This is a genomic window from Scandinavium hiltneri (assembly GCF_024764835.1).
Classification (GTDB): domain Bacteria; phylum Pseudomonadota; class Gammaproteobacteria; order Enterobacterales; family Enterobacteriaceae; genus Scandinavium; species Scandinavium hiltneri.
The window spans coordinates 1,172,484-1,188,143 of the sequence record NZ_JALIGE010000076.1; the positions used below are offsets into that span (position 1 = coordinate 1,172,484).

Consider the following 15,660-nt stretch of genomic DNA (forward strand, 5'->3'; position numbering starts at 1 on the left):
CCTTAAAATCTCACATTCATATCAAACGAAACACCCAGATTGCGTTCACGGTCGCCGTCGTAAGGACGTTTATCCCATGTCAGCATCAGACCTGCATCCAGTACATTGTTCCACTGCACACGTTGCCCGTACCCCAGTTGCGTCACCAGACCCGTACCGTGATCTTTTTGCCAGTAAGCCCCGACGCCACCGGTGATTTGCTGGCTCCAGACGGTATCGTAATGGCGATAGATGATATGTTCAGCCGACAGACCTGGCGTTGCCGAGAAGTCACTTTTGGGGTTGTAGTACGGCACATCCTCTTTGGTATTGGTGCTGGCGCTGAGATCCGGCGTGAGATCGAGCGTAAAACGCGGGGTCGTCCACAGCCTTTCTTTGCCACTGAGCCCATATTCCATGCGCTGGTTGCCATCCGAGAACCACGAGGGTGCGATGGTCAACTGATACTCACGGCGCTCGTTTTGATACCAACGAACATACGCCTGACCGCCATTGGCCGTAACGCCATTACGCAGCGCACGCAGCGGCGTGCCGGACGAGAGCCGTTCTGCAGACCCTCCGAGACGCCAGTGGTCATTGAAGTCATGCCAGGCGGAAAAACGGGCTCCGAGTTTATTTCCATCACCAAAGTTCTGATTGGATAATTCAGCTTCAGCCCAATAGTCCCGGGCGGTGAACTCGACACCACCGAGCACGTCGCGGTTATACCCTTTGCCTTCTTCAAACTCACCGGTGGCGAAGTTAAACCCGGCAAAAGGACGCCAGTGCTCGGCGATTGGCGGACCATACAGGGCAGAATTCCAGGTAAAGTCGTGTGAACCGCTGATCGGGCTGTCCGATGAAATGCCCTTATTACCGCTGATGCGCAATTCATACATATGGCGAATATCGCGAGTACGGGCCAGTTGCTGCGTCGAGGGCTCTTCCGGACTACGCGCGACGACATCATCCGTGAGCAGTTCAAACTGGCGCCACTCCTGCAGGGACTGCGCCACATACGCCTGCTGGCTTTCCAGGCTCAGGCTGGAGGGCTCCAACACTTCCGCCCTTTTTAGCTCTTGCTCCGCTGCATGGGGCAACCCACGAGCAGCAAGTACAGCAGCATTGTTAATACGCAGCTCCTGGTTCCCCGGCGCCGTGTTGGCCAGATGTTCGCTCAGCTTTTCTGCCACAGGCAAATCGTTAGTGGCGGATAAATAATGGGATAACAGGATCCGGCTGGTCAGCCAGCGGTCATTGGGTTCAGGTACCGGGGAGCCATAGTCATAAATCTGATACGGCGTATTGGCTATCATCCGATCGACGATCCCCTTCGCTGCTGGAAAATCCTCACTCTCGATCGCTGCATAAAACATTTCCGCTTCCACGTGCGCCGGTGCCTTGCTGAACAGGCGAAATGCCTCTTCCGGCCGCTGCAGAGAGAGCAGCGCTGACGCGACCCAGCCATCGATGTAGTCCGGCATCGGTTTGCCATCTGCCTTTAGAGACTCATATTCGCTGACCACCTCAGCAAAACGTTTACGCGCCAGCAATGCCCCAAGACGGTCAAGACGTGCCAGGCGACAATCATCCTGCGCCTCGGGAATAGACTGCCATTGATTCAACAGTTGGTCGTAACGTGCAAGCGCTCGATCGGCCACCTGAAAGCGTTCCGCTTCTCCACGTGACGGCAGATCGGCAAGCCGTACCAGCTCCGCTGCCGCATTCAGTTCAAGACGGCGAGTATCCTCGGCGGGGAGATTCATGGTGCGGGACAGGCTCAGTGCCGGAGCGGGGATCTTATTCGTCGACCAGGCGTCCAGCAGATCGGATTTCACCGCCTTATTTTCACTGTCCTTATCCCGGGCTTTTGTTATCGAGAACAGCGCATCCCAGCTCTTGCCCTGTGCACGCCAGACATAAGCCAGCACTTGATAATGCAGTGCTGTCGGTTCGCTTTGCACCAAACGTTGTGCTTCACTGAGTGCAACGGAATATTGTCCAGCATCGGCCAGGGTGAAGATCCAGCCAGTACGCAGGTCATCATTAGTCGGTTCCATCTGCAATGATGTTTCCCACAGCGCCAGGGAAGCATCCCACTGTTTCAGATTACGGTATGCGCGCGCAACAGAGACCACGCCACGCGCGGGAATCTCCATTTGCGAATGATAGCGCTGCCAGACCTGGACGACTTCATTATCACGCCCCGCCCAGCCCGCCACCTGCAACCAATCGGCCACCTGATCGACATTCAACGCATGGCGTTGGTTCTGCTGATGCAGCCAGTTCAGAAGCCCATCGGTCTGGCCTGCTCGCGCCTGTATAACCAGTTGATCGTAAACCGCATCAACCGCACTGGCGGACGCTGAAAATAACAACGACAGGCCTAATGCCCAGGAGACTCGGGTACGCCTGAAAGCATGATATTGACTGGACATGGCTTTCCTTACACAGTTATCCATACTTGCAACGCTTCAGTCTGGTTAAACCATAGATGATTAAGGGCGATGTGATTAAAAACTATAGGAAGGTTTTCAGCCTGGCGGCAAAACAAAACGTTCCCTGTGAGTCCATTTTGAGAACGCCCTTAAAAAAATTGAGGGGAATCTTATCAAATTATCCCTCTCTGCTACAGGATTAATGCCTCCTGCTGTAGGTAATGCCGGTCAGTTGAGGATCGGTTGACCGATCGAGCAGCGTGTAAGAATCCAGAAATGCTCACCCGCTTCCGGAATTTCCGGCGCAAACCTTGATGGGAAAACTGTCTTTTAACGCTCAGCGTGAAAGTCATCCCAACAGCTTTTCACTCTGGCAGGCGACGAATAACGGGCTTCAGGCTGTAGCGACACAGGAGATGGGATTATCACTATCACGCCGCTTGCCGCGGATTTTGCGGATTTACTGGCCGCACGTCGGCTGTTTATCGGCACGGTGGCACATCTGCAACCCGATTATGCCCGTCAACGCGTTGCGCGTTGGATAGCCAACGTATCGGCACCGTTAACCTCAGAGGTAGATATATGTGGATCCGTCCGTCGTTTCACGCCATCAACACGGTAGAGCGATGGGCCGGTTTTTATCTGCACGGCAGCGGGCTGGTTTATTACTCTACCAGTGTTAAGCACTTTTTTAGCTACCCTTGCGCAGATTAGCTGTCACGGCCTGCATTATTAATGGTCAAATTTGCATTTATCGCCCATTTTCAGCCCACGTTATCCGCAACCAGCGCTAGCCTCAAACGCATAATACCTGCAAATGAACCTGCATTAGCACTCATTACTGTGTTCGGCCTGGAAACGAACCGCTGGCGGCGGGCGATGTAACCGGGGCTGGTCCAAGTGCCAGCCGGAAAGCCAGCGATTAACGGTGCTGCGGGTCAGAACACCTTTTGGTATCTGAAAATGCCCCTGTTCCGTATCAACACCGTATTCCTCCAGCAATTCAATCGCCCGGCGGGTGGAAAGATGGCGGCCCTTCTTGTTGGTAGTGCGAAACTTAAGTGCAGCGACCAGTTCACAGTAACGTTCCATATCCTTGCGGGGGAGAACCCGTGGTAGCCCATGGTCCTGCCGGTGAACCGAACGGGGTTTAAGCAAATCATTGAGCGCCTGGTACACGGATGCGGTGGAGAGTCCGTATAATGAAGAGATTGCGGCAATCTGCGATGCCCGTTCAGGGCTTTTGGGCGACAGACGTTCCAGCCGCTGGCGTAGCTGTAGTAGAGCTTCAGCCAGAATGCTTTTACGCCATCCCGGTGGCATCCTGACCCGCCTTGTTCAGATAGTTATACAGCGTCGATTTGGAGATCCCCATCATGTTGCAGATTTCCTCAATAGTATGATTTCGCTCCTGGTGTAACTTCAGCGCCAACGCTTTTTTTGTCGGGCTGAGCAGCGCTGGCCGACCACCCTGACGTCCCCGTTTGCGGGCAGCCGAAAGTCCAGCCTGTGTTCGTTCGCGTACCAGATTGCGCTCGAATTCGGCCAGTGCACCAAAAAGGTGGAAAACCAGGCGACCGCCACTGGATGTTGTGTCGATATTTTCCTGAAGGCTGCGGATACCCACCTGCAACCCGTCCAGCCGTTCGACCAGTTGCAGCAGATTTTTCAGGGAACGCCCCAGACGATCCAAGCGCCAGATAACGACAGTATCACCAGGGCGGAGCGAACCTATCAGTCTGGCCAGTCCTTCACGTTCAGCCTGTGCGCCGATGATTTTATCTTCAAAAATACGTTCACAACCTGCCTGTGACAGAGCATCACGCTGAAGATCGAGATGCTGGTCGTCAGTGGAAACCCGTGCGTACCCAATCAGCATGCTGTGTATTCCAGTAAGTCACCAAGTTTGAGTATAGATGGAAAATGAATACTGGAATGAGATAGTGCAATCCTGTATCGCGGGTTGCAGGTCAGCGCTTCCGGTAATAGTCAAGGTCCATAAAACGGTCGTTTTGTGGCACGAAGTGGCAGATAATTCGGATTTGAGGCCAGCGCTGATTTAAGTTAACCAGCGCTGAAATGAGCGATAAATTCAGGTCGAACCGATTTCAAATACAGGTATCTGCATGTAGGGCTAGAATTTTCTGTTTCGGAAGCTGGAATACATCATCAGATAGCGCTTCAGATTGCGTAAAGTCATCAGTTTCATCAGCGTTTGTGGGCGCATCTTTTTATTGCGGATGTAGTACAGGGTGAAAAGCTGATATTTTTTACTCGATACATCTAATTTGGTTTTGTGCTTCCGGTAAAAATCCAGATAACCTGCAAACTTTCGTCCTGAGCAGGTGATGCGAACTTCACCGTGATTGACATATAGCACCTGGGTGATCGCATCCAGCTTGAAAGGATCGCCGAAGGTTTCTGCCAGCCGGTAAAAGGCATCGTAATCCTGGGCGGCAGTGAGGCGCTCATCGAACAGAACCTGCTGCATCCTGCTGGTTAAGGTCAGCATCTGGTTGCCGATAATATTTCGCTTATCAAACAGGCTCTTTTTATAGGCCGGTTTCGGATACACCTGCAACTCATCAGGATGATGGTATCCGGTACTGTCGCAAAGGTAATCATTGGCGTATAAAAAGCCGTGCTGCTGAAGTTTATGCTGGCAGGAAAGAAAAGAGGACAGGCGTGTCGGTAACCATTCATCGTCATCATCCAGACCTGTTATCAGATAACCTCGCGCCATTCGTATCGCCTGATTCCTGACGGCACAGGCCCCGGAATTAAATTCATTGCGGATATAGGTTATACGCGGGTCATTCAGATTGGCGATATACGCCTGGAGTTGCTCAAATGACGATGAGAAATCGTCGATGATGATAAGTTCCCAGTGTGCATAGTCCTGCTTCAATACCGATTGTATGGCCCGGATAGTCAGCGTTTCACGGTTCCAGGTAGGCATATAGACGGAAATGAGTGGCCGGGATAACAGTATGTCAGTGCCAACATCCTCTCGTTCCATCTGTGCCCCGGTAAACCTGGCTTCAGACGCGTCACTCCCGGAAAAATCTACGCCGGTACAGTCTGCGTGACTAAAAATCGCGCCTTCAGTTTTGCAGTGACTTAGATTTGCCCCTGCCAGAGAGGCATAAGAGAAATCGGTTCCCCGCAGATCGCAGAACGAAAGATCGCATCCCGATAAATTGATATTGCGCAAGTTGAGTCTCCGGAGATCCATAAACCGCAGGTCAGCACCTGCCATATCCGACTGATTACGGAGGCTTTTAAGATTAGAATGATGATATTTCAGCAGTTTTCTTTGAATTCTTTTTTTGCTGTTCATGTTCAGCTTACTGAGTAAGTACCGGTAATAAATCAGGATCGCAGTAAATCACTCTCCTTATCTTCCTGCAATCAGACCCGGACATTTTCGGAAATGTACCCAAAGATAACCTGACATTCATTAACATTTTCTCATACATGCCTGCATGACGAGCATGATGATATGCCCTCCACTTCCAGGGGGTATATCGTTTTCCTGAGGGATAACAGACTCATAAGGAACACGCCGTTTTACGGCCTGTTCCTGTCGCGATAGGGTTACCTGATCGATGGCGCTGATACCATCTCATTTACGGTGGCAGTGACATCAATATAGGACACCGGATATGCGGCACGGATGACTACATTATCCACCGTGGGCGTCACAATCGGCGGGTCAATATTGACGGTATAGACACCATTATAAATATAGACACCACAGGTGATTGTCGTGATTAAATCATTTCCAGGGTCACCCGCTCCGGGGATCACGATGCGGGTGCCTGCGGCTTTCACCTGATCAGACTGCCAGTTTAAATCATTTGACTGGATGTAGGCCTGGCCTGCAGTTGTCGCTTTGATAATATCTGGCCGTGTCCCGCCTGAATTTATAAGAGCTCCGGCTACGGTCACCAGGTAATAGCCACCGGATGCTTTCCATAATACGCACCCGTCAGAAAATTCACGTCCTGGCGGAAATTTGTCATCATACAGTTTGTATTCTTCCGTCGTCGTGATCAGTTTCGGTCCCCGGTGACCAGTAATTGCTTCGGAGATCGGGATATAAAAATTATTTCCTTCCTGCCGGATTCGATCAACATACATCTTACTGAAGGCGACACTGGCGTTCATCTCATCAATACAAATGATATTTGTCCAGTGGGTATAGGTATAAAAAGAGCGTGAAAGCAGGCCTCCGCCACCACCCTCGGAAGCAGAATAACGGCCAATACAATCAATCGATGAACAGAACATATCGGAAAATTTAGAGGTGGACGGTAACCCCCGCCATTTCATTGCCCGGCAGCGGATATTTTCGACAATCGTGGTGTTCGTCCAGGAATCCGCACAGCCGGTGGCAATTTCAATATCGCCCTGCGTGGTGTTGACATTTCTGAGGGTGAAATCGACGGGCGGCCCGGCCCATACGCCGTCATTAGAGCCCCAGTCTATCTGAACATAACGGTTTGCCGTACCTATCGGCTCGCCGGAGAGACCGTCAACAACAAACCGTTTACAGCCATAAGCGACATAGGCGGCAAACCGCAGGCCACTGGTCGTTGATTTTGACGTATCCGGGGAACAATCATTATTAATGATCGAAAAATCCCTGCACAGCTCAGTATGGATGCACTGCCGGCAGCCCAGAATACGGTTACCACGGATGCTAAAGTTAGCGACATAATTCTCATCCGGAGTGTCGGTGCCATACGGAGCAAGGCCAGCAACGCCAATCCCAATGCCCCACGAGGTATTACTGCCATTAACATTACAGATAATATTCCCTTCGATAATGAGTCCATCATAATAATGCCGATTGACCACATTCAACTCAATACCATCCCCTCGAATGTCATGAATTGAATTATATGAATAGATGGCTGACGCCATCTGAAAATCCCCAGTACCCTGTTGCAGAATTGCATAGTTACAGTTATAGAATTCATTATAACTGCAGTCCAGTCGGGCCTCCGACGTCAGACCTTTTATTAACAGCGCCGCGGTCGCCGTCTGATTGTAGAAAATATTATTGCGCACTGTGCAGCGTCCTCCCTGTATCTCCACATGTGAACCGTTAATTTCCGTATTTTCAAGGCTGGTATCATCGATATAAATAGGCGTATCACCCACAAATATTCCGCCTTCCCACGCCAGCCCACGTAATGACACACTACGGTCGAGATAATATGTGCCTGATGCCCTGACAGGGATCCGGTATTGATATGCATAATCGGCACATCGTTGGATAATGATAAAATCGGGTTCACGCCGCCATCCGATAAACATTTCAGGATTGATAACGCTGGGAGTACGCACAGTACGGCAGATAAGACTGAAAAAACGATGAAGCAATCCGGGAGTTCGCATACAAACCACCTTGCTGTCTGGAAGAATAGGAGATTGGAAACGGCACTGTACAGTGTATATGCTTTTATTCATCTGATGGTAAGCGTCAAGCCACTGCCGCCTGTGATTCTGGTTCCGGGATCGTTAGCTTAGAGTTCCGTCTAATTTAGAAGGAGCTCTAATGATGGAAAATATGACCGACTGGTGCACCAAAGCCCGCAACATCTACTCCAACGAGTTTAAACTGCATGTTGTCGGGCTGGCATCCCAACCCGGAGCCAACGTGGCTCAAATAGCCCGCGAGACCGGAGTTGCCCATAATCTGGTCTTTAAATGGCTACGCCTCTGGCAGAAAGAAGGCCGCATATCACGCCGTCTCCCCGCAACGATCGTACCCACTTCATCACCGGTGCTACTGCCTGTTGAGGTGATATCTGCCCCTACCAATCAGATGAGCAAAGCGCCACAACCTGTCACTCTCCTTCGCTGAACGCCACCTCCTGCCACGTGGAGTTCAGTCAGGGTAAAATGACACTGGATAACCCGTCACCCGAACTGCTGGCGGTGTTGATCCGCGAGCTGGCCGGGAGAGTGCGATGATACCTCTCCCGTCAGGCACCCGTATCTGGCTGGTTGCTGGCGTCACCGATATGCGTAAGTCCTTCAATGGTCTGGCCGAGCTGGTACAGCATGCACTTGATGAAAATCCGTTCTCCGGTCACCTGTTTATCTTCCGTGGCCGCAAAGGCGATACCGTGAAGATACTCTGGGCAGATGCGGATGGCCTGTGCCTGTTTACCAAACGCCTTGAAGAAGGCCAGTTCATCTGGCCTGCTGTACGCGACGGTAAAATCGCGATCACCCGCTCACAACTCGCCATGCTCCTCGATAAGCTGGACTGGCGTCAGCCAAAAACAGTACGCTTTAACTCACTGACAATGTTGTAAAAAGAGCATGACCGCATTATAAATGGGGTCATGCGTCAGGACTCTCTCGCCCGTATAGCAGAACTGGAAGCCAAACTCAGCCTCGTTGCCGAGACTGAGTCGTTCCTGCGCTCAGCGCTGACCCGTGCTGAAGAAAAGATAGAGAACGAAGAGCGCGAAATAGAACATCTGCGGGCACAGATAGAAAAGCTGCGCCGGATGCTGTTCGGCACCCGTTCTGAAAAGCTGTGCCGGCAGGTTGAAGAAACCGAAGCCCTGCTGAAGCAGCAGGAGCAGCAAAACGATCGTTAAAACGGTCGGGATAACGATCCGCAGGTTCCGCGTCAGCTTCGCCAGTCCCGCCACCGTCGACCTCTCCCTGAACATCTTCCCCGCGAGATCCATCGTCTGGAGCCTGTGGAAAGCTGCTGTCCGGAATGCGGTAACGATATGGCGTACCTCAGCGAAGTCAGCGCGGAGCAGCTGGAACTGATCTCCAGCGCCCTGAAAGTGATCCGCACGGTCAGGGTGAAAAAGGCCTGCATCCGATGCGACTGTCTCGTTGAAGCGCCAGCGCCATCACGTCCCATCGATCGGGGTATCGCCGGGCCGGGTCTGCTGGCCCGCGTGTTAACGGCCAAATACTGCGAACACCTGCCGCTGTATCGCCAGTGCGAAATCTTTGCCCGTCAGGGTGTGGATCTGAGTCGTGCATTCCTCTCCAACTGGGTGGATGCATGTTGCCGCCTGATGGCACCGCTGGATGAAGCCCTGTATCGCTACGTGATGGACAACCGCAAACTGCATACGGACGATACCCCGGTGCCGGTACTGGCACCGGGGAGAAAGAAGACGAAAATCGGGCGCATCCGGACGTATGTGCGCGATGACCGGAACGCTGGCTCGTCAGACCCGCCAGCGGCGTGGTTCGCGTACTCACCGGACAGGCAGGGGAAGCATCCTCAGCAACATCTTCGACACTATCATGGTGTGCTGCAGGCGGATGCCTTCGCAGGCTACGATCGGTTGTTCAGCGCAGGACGTGAAGTAGGTCCGTTAACCGAAGCGGCCTGTTGGGCACACGCGCGCAGAAAAATCCACGATGTCTATATAAGTACTCAAACGGCCACAGCAGAGGAAGCCCTGAAACGCATAGGTGAGCTGTACGCAATAGAGGAAGAAATACGCGGCTGGCCGGAAGCAGAAAGGTTGTCATTCCGGCAGTCCCGGAGCAAACCGCTGCTGGCTTCCCTGCATTAGTGGTTGGTGGAGAAAAGCGCGACACTGTCAAAAAAATCCCGGCTGGGCGAGGCGTTCGCTTATGCGCTAAACCAGTGGGAAGCGCTGTGTTATTACGCGGATGACGGACTGGCAGAGCCTGACAATAATGCAGCGGAGCGGGCGTTACGGGCGGTATGCCTGGGTAAAAAGAACTACATCTTCTTCGGCAGCGATCATGGTGGTGAGCGTGGTGCGCTGCTGTACGGTCTGATCGGAACATGCAGGCTGAATGGTATCGATCCTGAAGCTTACCTTCGCCATATCCTGAGCGTACTGCCGGAGTGTCCTTGTAATAAAGCGGCCGAACTTCTGCCCTGGAACGTTGATCTCACCAATAAATAGCCGTCAATACGGTACTCACTGATCGCTTACGCTCTCTGTCGAGATGCAGTTTTATTTGCTGATACTGCTTCTGGGTATCACTCGCCGAGGATGGGGGGCACTCTGCTGCATTGCCGTTGGTTCCCTGGTTGCAGGCCAGCTCAATGGGGGAATGGGGTACTACGGTTTTATCGAGCATCTGTGGCAGTTTGCCATAGGGGGTATTATTGCCTGGCTTCCCGCCCGACGTTTGCTGGCACCCTGGTTATCATCGCTTCTCTATTGCCTGGCAACGGCCAGTATTGTGGCCTGTAGCATTCTGTTTCAGGGAAACTATGCTACTCCATCGCTATGGGCGCTGATACCCTGCCTTTCGGCAGCCATATTACTGCTGATACCTGATGCCCCGGCAAACAATCTACTCGCCATACTTTCACCAGCAGGACGAATTTCTTATTCCCTGTATCTCTGGCACTGGCCGGTTATTGTCTGGGCGACCTATTTCTTCGAGCGGCAGATAACCGGCCTGTCCATGGCGCTGTGTATTGCGGCGACCATTGGTATCAGCATTATCAGCTATCTCTTTATCGAGCGACGCATCTCTGTCTTACTGCTGTTAGCCATTAATGCAGTGGCAGCGGCACTCCTTTTCAGCACCTCGCTCCTGTCTTTGTAACCGGCGCTATGACGTGCCGCAGATGCTGTGGGCGGGGAAAGGAAATTGCATGACCTGTTGGTGCAGCGCAACGAACTGCGCTGAAAACGTGTGGTGGTGGCGGTTGAGTGAGGTAAAAATGGGATTGCCAAAAAAGATACTAGTGCACTCTGGCTCTGGTGTCCTACTCTGCGTCAGGCTCCAGGCATGTGCGATAAGTCGGGTGAGATCGACTGAGTTTTGCAGCTTCCCGATCAAGGTATTCTGATTGAGCATCATCAGCGCCGTGATACGCCCGGGCTCATCTTCGCCCCACAGCATGCGTACCAGCGTGGGTGGTACGGCTATAGCGATACAGCTATCGAACTGTGTCTTCAGCTCTGCTAGAAAACGAGCCAGTGTTTCTTCAGAGGATCCAACAGCCGTCGGGTCAGCGAATAACTCCAGGTGAAATACTGCAAGCTGTGGATAGTGATCAACCGCAGCCTGTAATGCGCGGTGGATACGCTGTTGGTCAGGAGTATATTGTTTCATAAAGTTATTATCGTGAGTGGAGATTGAAGAACTGTTCACCCTGCCAGAAGGATGCGTATTATCAGATGCCCAGCGGTAGAGCCTCCTCGATGCAGAAGGAGATAATCATGCCAGCCATCTGGAACGAAGTGCCATCACTGGTACCCCGACCCAAAAGCAGTGTATCGACAAACAACGCATTGCCTGCTCTGGGCGACCGGAGGTAAGGTTGAAATCAGGGTTAACATGCAGCTGGACAGACGCGCCGCGAAACCCTGATACCTGATTCGGTCATCCGGCTTGCCGTGGCGGATAATCAGGCATTCCGCGTTGCAAAGCAGAAAAAGGCGCTTCCCTACGTGGTGTTACGCGGTGAGCCCAGATGAGTACCCCAAATCCGTGTGAGATTTGGTGCGACAGACACGATGCGTTAGCATCTGAGAGCGGAGCCAGTCAACAAATCGTCGATCCGATAACCGCCATGCATGAGATTATCGACCGACTGGAAATACTGCTCCGGCAGGAATACGCGGGCAGATCCACACATGTCCATGTTCTGGAGCACTGCCAGGCGTGGCTGCAGCGTAATATCGATAAGCAGCAGGGTAAATCGGATTAAGCCTCCGCACGCATAAGATAGTGCAACTCAGCGACGGGTATACATGATCTGCATCGCGACGGTGCAGATATCGTCAATGTTATCGGGTAATGCGTCCCGGTCATGGATAAAATAATCCGGGTGTTCTTCCGTGGCTTCAACCAGTCTGACCGGATAACGACAGCTGTAACAAAAATGCGGGAAGCAAAGGGAGGCTTCACGCGCATAAGTCAGCGAACCAAACTCATTAAGCGCCGCTTTGGCGATAATCTCTTTATCATAACCTCATAGAATTGTTGGACCATCACAATAGTTCCGTGCTGACACGCCCTGCCCACTACCCAGACAGTAACGATCTCCGGGGTCATCATCACTCTGCTCCGTATAATATCAATGACGCTTCACGACTTAGGGATTATCAACGTACCAGTACTCTCAAACTACAGAGGCATTACTGGATCAGAAATGGGCAACACCTATGGACGAATTGGTATAGATAAGCAACGGGCTGGAGCCACTCTTGTGCATTGATACAACAAAGCACTCCCCCACTCTCAAATTCCACCATAGATCGATCAAGATAAAATGAAACAAAACATGTCAACCAGACAGTCTTCAGCCAACGCCCCCATTAGCTGTCCAGATGGCTATACCGTTCAAAAAAAGATTGCCGATGATTTTTTTCTCTAAAAGTGGCTATTCTGGTGAGGCTGGTAGCTTAAATAGCCACTTTTCAGAGGTAACATTCTTTAAACTATAAATTTCTTCTTTATCAATCCAGCCGGACTGTCAATTATGACTTCGCCCCCTTACCATCAAAGTTACATCTAGTAACACATAATAAACCTAAAAGTGCACATAAAGTCTCTGTATCGCTGTGGACTGAGAGACTTACCGAGGAGAACGACGGGTATGCGTTCGACGGGTGAGTAATTCTTCAAGGCCCAAACTGCCCGGTGAACACTCGTCAATATAATCGGAGTAGAGCTGTATCAACTGGCGATGCCCGTCAAGGTGCTGGACATCGCAGCCTTCTTTCTGGATGCCATCTGCATCAACATGGACAAGCAACAGCTCATGCCAAGGGGGCTTAATTCCTTTTCTATTTAGTAGCTTACACAAGGTATAACGGAATCCCTCGCCAGTCTGCTTATCGGCAAGCCCAGCGCTCTGAAGAAGGGTAAGAAGGTCTGATTCCCCTCCGGAGCTGTAACTCTCGGCATAAGCAGGGAAAAGTTGTCTGCTATGCCCCGTAGAGTCCTTCAATTCCATTAATAACCGAATCGCCTGACGTGAAAGCGGCACAACATACTTCAAACCTTGTTTCATCAGCACTCCGGAGGGGGTCCAGCATGCATTATCGAAGTCGATCTCATCCCACTGTGCAATCAGCAACTCGTCAGGCTGGGCATTGGTCAGCAGAAGTAAAGTGAGTGCGATACGGCACTCCTGACTGCAATCACGCTTTGCCAGTTGCTGAAGCCATGCTACCAGGTCATTTTCGCTCATATGCGAGAAAACCGACGGAGTACGATGTACAAGAGCGACAGGTTTTGCTGATGCCGCTTTCAGGGCCTTCTTTTGCGCTTTCCGGTTCGCACATGGATCTGTGCCGTCTGCAATCAACCGACGGGCCTCACTGCGCCTCAGGCGTGCCTCAACCAGCGATACATCGGGATATACCCCTAATGCAAATGTCTTCTCTTTGCCAAGGAACCGGTAACGGAGACGCCAATACTTAGAACCGTTCGTATGAACCAGTAAATGCATGTTATCGCCATCGGTTAGCTTGTAGGATTTATCACCTGATTTTGCTGCACGTACCTTAGCGTTAGTCAGCGCCATAGCCACTTCGACATGTCTATTGAGGGTATTTTTATTATAATAAATTTATACCCTCAAACAACAAAAAATGCGCACTACAGCAACGATTGTCAGATTCCCGCACGAAGAGCGATCCAGGTTAAATTGTACCCTCATGAGACGTTGATGCAGCCTACGACTGGCTACGGGTGAGATGCCAAAAGGATCCCTACCAGGCCTGACACGGTACCCGACTCAAACGATCTGACAAAGACGGCTACGAGTCCCCCGCTAACGGTTAATCAGGACATACACGAGAGAGGATTGAAACCTCACGCCCAATCAGCCAGGAACAGGAGATGATTGACGATGTATACAAAGGGGAAAAGAGAATCCATTTTGTTACCGTCGATGAGTTAAGAAGAATTAATACTGGCTACAACCAAAGCTACGTTCATGAGACGAATAGTGCTTACTGTATTCTTTCGCCAGGTAAAGCGCTCTAAACAACGCATCTTTACAAGATTTAATATACTCTGGCTCAGGCCGATTTCTGTTTATGTAATGATAGCAATTCTCAGGAAATGTAACCAAAGTATAATATTTACGATAATTTGGAGCCCGCATGAAACCCAGCGCCCTAACCCATGACTCCATTATCATCAGTGCCAAATTGTGACTATATTTCCCATCGACAGGTTTATAAGGACCCGGATAAGCATATTCGTCTTTGTTGAAGGTCAACACAAAATGGTAATGCTTCTGACCATCTTGACAAAATTCTCTTGCCCAGACATAACGAATTTTACAAGGGTAAACACGTTTACCTTCTTTACGTCTGCGGATCTCGCGACTCTTAACTTGAGCCTCTAATGATTTAATAAATCTCGTCATTAGTGTTGAATCAGAAAGATCAGTAGTGATGTATTTATCAGGAAGGTGTAAATCGATACGTAGTAACATAGTTCTCGGATGCTCATGCAATGCATTCCGGATCGTCTTACGAATCTGATTCGAGTAGTTTTTATTTAATGGCCCATATGCTGAGGTGTCGATCTTAATATCACTGATCATTGAGTATCCTTGGATAGCGTTATGTGTTATGTGTTATGTGTTATGTGTTATGTGTTATGTGTTATGTGTTATGTGTTATGTGTTATGTGTTATGTGTTTATTGTATTATTCTGTATTAATTATTGTACTTACAGATGAGTGTATCTACATAGTTATATTACCAAACCAACAATGAACCGTTGAATTGCAATAGAAGAAGATAAATGCAATACACTCCGATAAACGCGGTCGATTACAGCCAATCAATTACTCTCAAGTTAGCATTAAGTAATTATATAATGACGAATAAAAAAACCGACACCACAGAGCCATGATTCAGTTACTGCTTTTCACATTGTGTACTAACCAGCCATCCCGTCTGAGACTCCAAATCCAGCCTGTTGTATTGAGTGACCTTATACATTTTGTGACGGAAGTATTAGCTGCATTGAAGTGCTACGCGCGGTTTTGATGTGTCGCTACTGGCTGAAGTTTTTCAAAGTCAGCATTGATGACCGTCAAACGGTAATGGCGCTCTACAACAGCTTCTATGAGAAAAAATTAGTGGCGAAATCCGGTAGCCTGCATGAATTTATCGATTACACCCGCAGTATGGCAGTAAGTGTTCTGTAGTGATGTGATGGACGCCCCTTCCTAAGGTAGTCAGTGCCATACTTTTACTGACTGCATTGATCCGGGAGTAACATC

10 protein-coding genes and 5 pseudogenes are annotated in these 15,660 nt (G+C 50.5%); 6 read left to right on the plus strand and 9 right to left on the minus strand.

Translation table 11 applies throughout. The annotated features are described in order from the left end of the window. Positions 1 to 2: 2 nt before the first annotated feature. The 6 genes and pseudogenes from pgaA to MUU47_RS22960 all read right to left on the minus strand — a co-directional run bounded on the left by pgaA (position 3) and on the right by MUU47_RS22960 (position 7,823). Entirely contained in the window at positions 3 to 2,417 is a 2,415-nt protein-coding gene (gene pgaA / locus MUU47_RS22935) for a poly-beta-1,6 N-acetyl-D-glucosamine export porin PgaA (RefSeq protein ID WP_258990463.1), read from the minus strand. 831 nt (positions 2,418 to 3,248) lie between these two features. Next, a pseudogene (locus MUU47_RS22940) lies at positions 3,249 to 3,740 on the minus strand (IS481 family transposase); the annotation flags it as partial. Next, the gene (locus MUU47_RS22945; protein ID WP_258990465.1) at positions 3,721 to 4,296 is read right to left on the minus strand and encodes a recombinase family protein; all 576 of its coding nucleotides are present in this window, start codon (positions 4,294 to 4,296) and stop codon (positions 3,721 to 3,723) included. The gene MUU47_RS22945 and the pseudogene MUU47_RS22940, both read right to left, overlap by 20 nt. A gap of 255 nt (positions 4,297 to 4,551) precedes the next feature. Next, on the minus strand, positions 4,552 to 5,436 hold the full coding sequence (gene wcaA, locus MUU47_RS22950; protein WP_258990600.1) for a colanic acid biosynthesis glycosyltransferase WcaA: 885 nt from the start codon (positions 5,434 to 5,436) through the stop codon (positions 4,552 to 4,554). Positions 5,437 to 5,454: 18 nt separating this feature from the next. Beyond that, a pseudogene (locus tag MUU47_RS22955) lies at positions 5,455 to 5,757 on the minus strand (pentapeptide repeat-containing protein); the annotation flags it as partial. A 257-nt stretch (positions 5,758 to 6,014) separates the two neighbouring features. Beyond that, complete coding sequence (locus MUU47_RS22960) at positions 6,015 to 7,823, minus strand: hypothetical protein (protein WP_258990467.1); 1,809 nt, start codon at positions 7,821 to 7,823, stop codon at positions 6,015 to 6,017. Between the two features lie 163 nt (positions 7,824 to 7,986). Here MUU47_RS22960 and MUU47_RS22965 point away from each other — a divergent pair. From MUU47_RS22965 to MUU47_RS22980, 4 genes and pseudogenes are all read left to right on the plus strand, one after another. Then, positions 7,987 to 8,402 (plus strand): annotated as a pseudogene (locus MUU47_RS22965) (transposase). Next, positions 8,399 to 8,749: an IS66 family insertion sequence element accessory protein TnpB gene (tnpB, locus tag MUU47_RS22970; RefSeq protein ID WP_258990470.1), complete on the plus strand. Its 351-nt coding sequence runs from the start codon at positions 8,399 to 8,401 to the stop codon at positions 8,747 to 8,749. Before MUU47_RS22965 ends, tnpB begins: the two are co-directional and overlap by 4 nt. Before the next feature lie 30 nt (positions 8,750 to 8,779). Beyond that, a pseudogene (gene tnpC, locus MUU47_RS22975) lies at positions 8,780 to 10,351 on the plus strand (IS66 family transposase). A gap of 43 nt (positions 10,352 to 10,394) precedes the next feature. Next, positions 10,395 to 11,006 carry an acyltransferase family protein gene (locus MUU47_RS22980; RefSeq protein ID WP_374684764.1) on the plus strand — a complete coding sequence of 204 codons (612 nt, stop codon included), beginning with the start codon at positions 10,395 to 10,397 and terminating at the stop codon, positions 11,004 to 11,006. Positions 11,007 to 11,012: 6 nt separating this feature from the next. Here the strand turns inward: MUU47_RS22980 and MUU47_RS22985 are convergent, their stop codons facing one another. Next, a complete protein-coding gene (locus MUU47_RS22985; protein ID WP_258990472.1) occupies positions 11,013 to 11,519 on the minus strand; it encodes a hypothetical protein in 507 nt (168 codons plus the stop codon). Between the two features lie 361 nt (positions 11,520 to 11,880). On the opposite strand from MUU47_RS22985, the gene MUU47_RS22990 reads away from it, so the two are divergent. Then, positions 11,881 to 12,117 (plus strand): hypothetical protein, encoded by a 237-nt coding sequence (locus MUU47_RS22990; RefSeq protein ID WP_258990475.1) that lies wholly within the window; start codon positions 11,881 to 11,883, stop codon positions 12,115 to 12,117. Between the two features lie 1,557 nt (positions 12,118 to 13,674). Here the strand turns inward: MUU47_RS22990 and MUU47_RS23615 are convergent. Together MUU47_RS23615 and MUU47_RS23000 are read right to left on the minus strand one after the other, a co-directional pair. Continuing rightward, positions 13,675 to 13,941: pseudogene (locus tag MUU47_RS23615) on the minus strand (Arm DNA-binding domain-containing protein); the annotation flags it as partial. A 384-nt stretch (positions 13,942 to 14,325) separates the two neighbouring features. Continuing rightward, entirely contained in the window at positions 14,326 to 14,973 is a 648-nt protein-coding gene (locus MUU47_RS23000) for an inovirus Gp2 family protein (RefSeq protein WP_258990476.1), read from the minus strand. A gap of 432 nt (positions 14,974 to 15,405) precedes the next feature. Between MUU47_RS23000 and MUU47_RS23005 the strand changes: the two genes are divergently transcribed. After that, positions 15,406 to 15,585: a hypothetical protein gene (locus MUU47_RS23005; RefSeq protein ID WP_258990477.1), complete on the plus strand. Its 180-nt coding sequence runs from the start codon at positions 15,406 to 15,408 to the stop codon at positions 15,583 to 15,585. The last annotated feature ends 75 nt before the right edge of the window (positions 15,586 to 15,660 follow it).

Excerpts from the sequence above, each read along its gene's own strand:
- pgaA (WP_258990463.1), bottom strand. The coding sequence starts at position 2,417 with ATGTCCAGTCAATATCATGCTTTCAGGCGTACCCGAGTCTCCTGGGCA.
- MUU47_RS22945 (WP_258990465.1), bottom strand. The coding sequence starts at position 4,296 with ATGCTGATTGGGTACGCACGGGTTTCCACTGACGACCAGCATCTCGAT.
- wcaA (WP_258990600.1), bottom strand. The coding sequence starts at position 5,436 with ATGGAACGAGAGGATGTTGGCACTGACATACTGTTATCCCGGCCACTC.
- MUU47_RS22960 (WP_258990467.1), bottom strand. The coding sequence starts at position 7,823 with ATGCGAACTCCCGGATTGCTTCATCGTTTTTTCAGTCTTATCTGCCGT.
- tnpB (WP_258990470.1), top strand. The coding sequence starts at position 8,399 with ATGATACCTCTCCCGTCAGGCACCCGTATCTGGCTGGTTGCTGGCGTC.
- MUU47_RS22980 (WP_374684764.1), top strand. The coding sequence starts at position 10,395 with ATGCAGTTTTATTTGCTGATACTGCTTCTGGGTATCACTCGCCGAGGA.
- MUU47_RS22985 (WP_258990472.1), bottom strand. The coding sequence starts at position 11,519 with ATGAAACAATATACTCCTGACCAACAGCGTATCCACCGCGCATTACAG.
- MUU47_RS22990 (WP_258990475.1), top strand. The coding sequence starts at position 11,881 with ATGAGTACCCCAAATCCGTGTGAGATTTGGTGCGACAGACACGATGCG.
- MUU47_RS23000 (WP_258990476.1), bottom strand. The coding sequence starts at position 14,973 with ATGATCAGTGATATTAAGATCGACACCTCAGCATATGGGCCATTAAAT.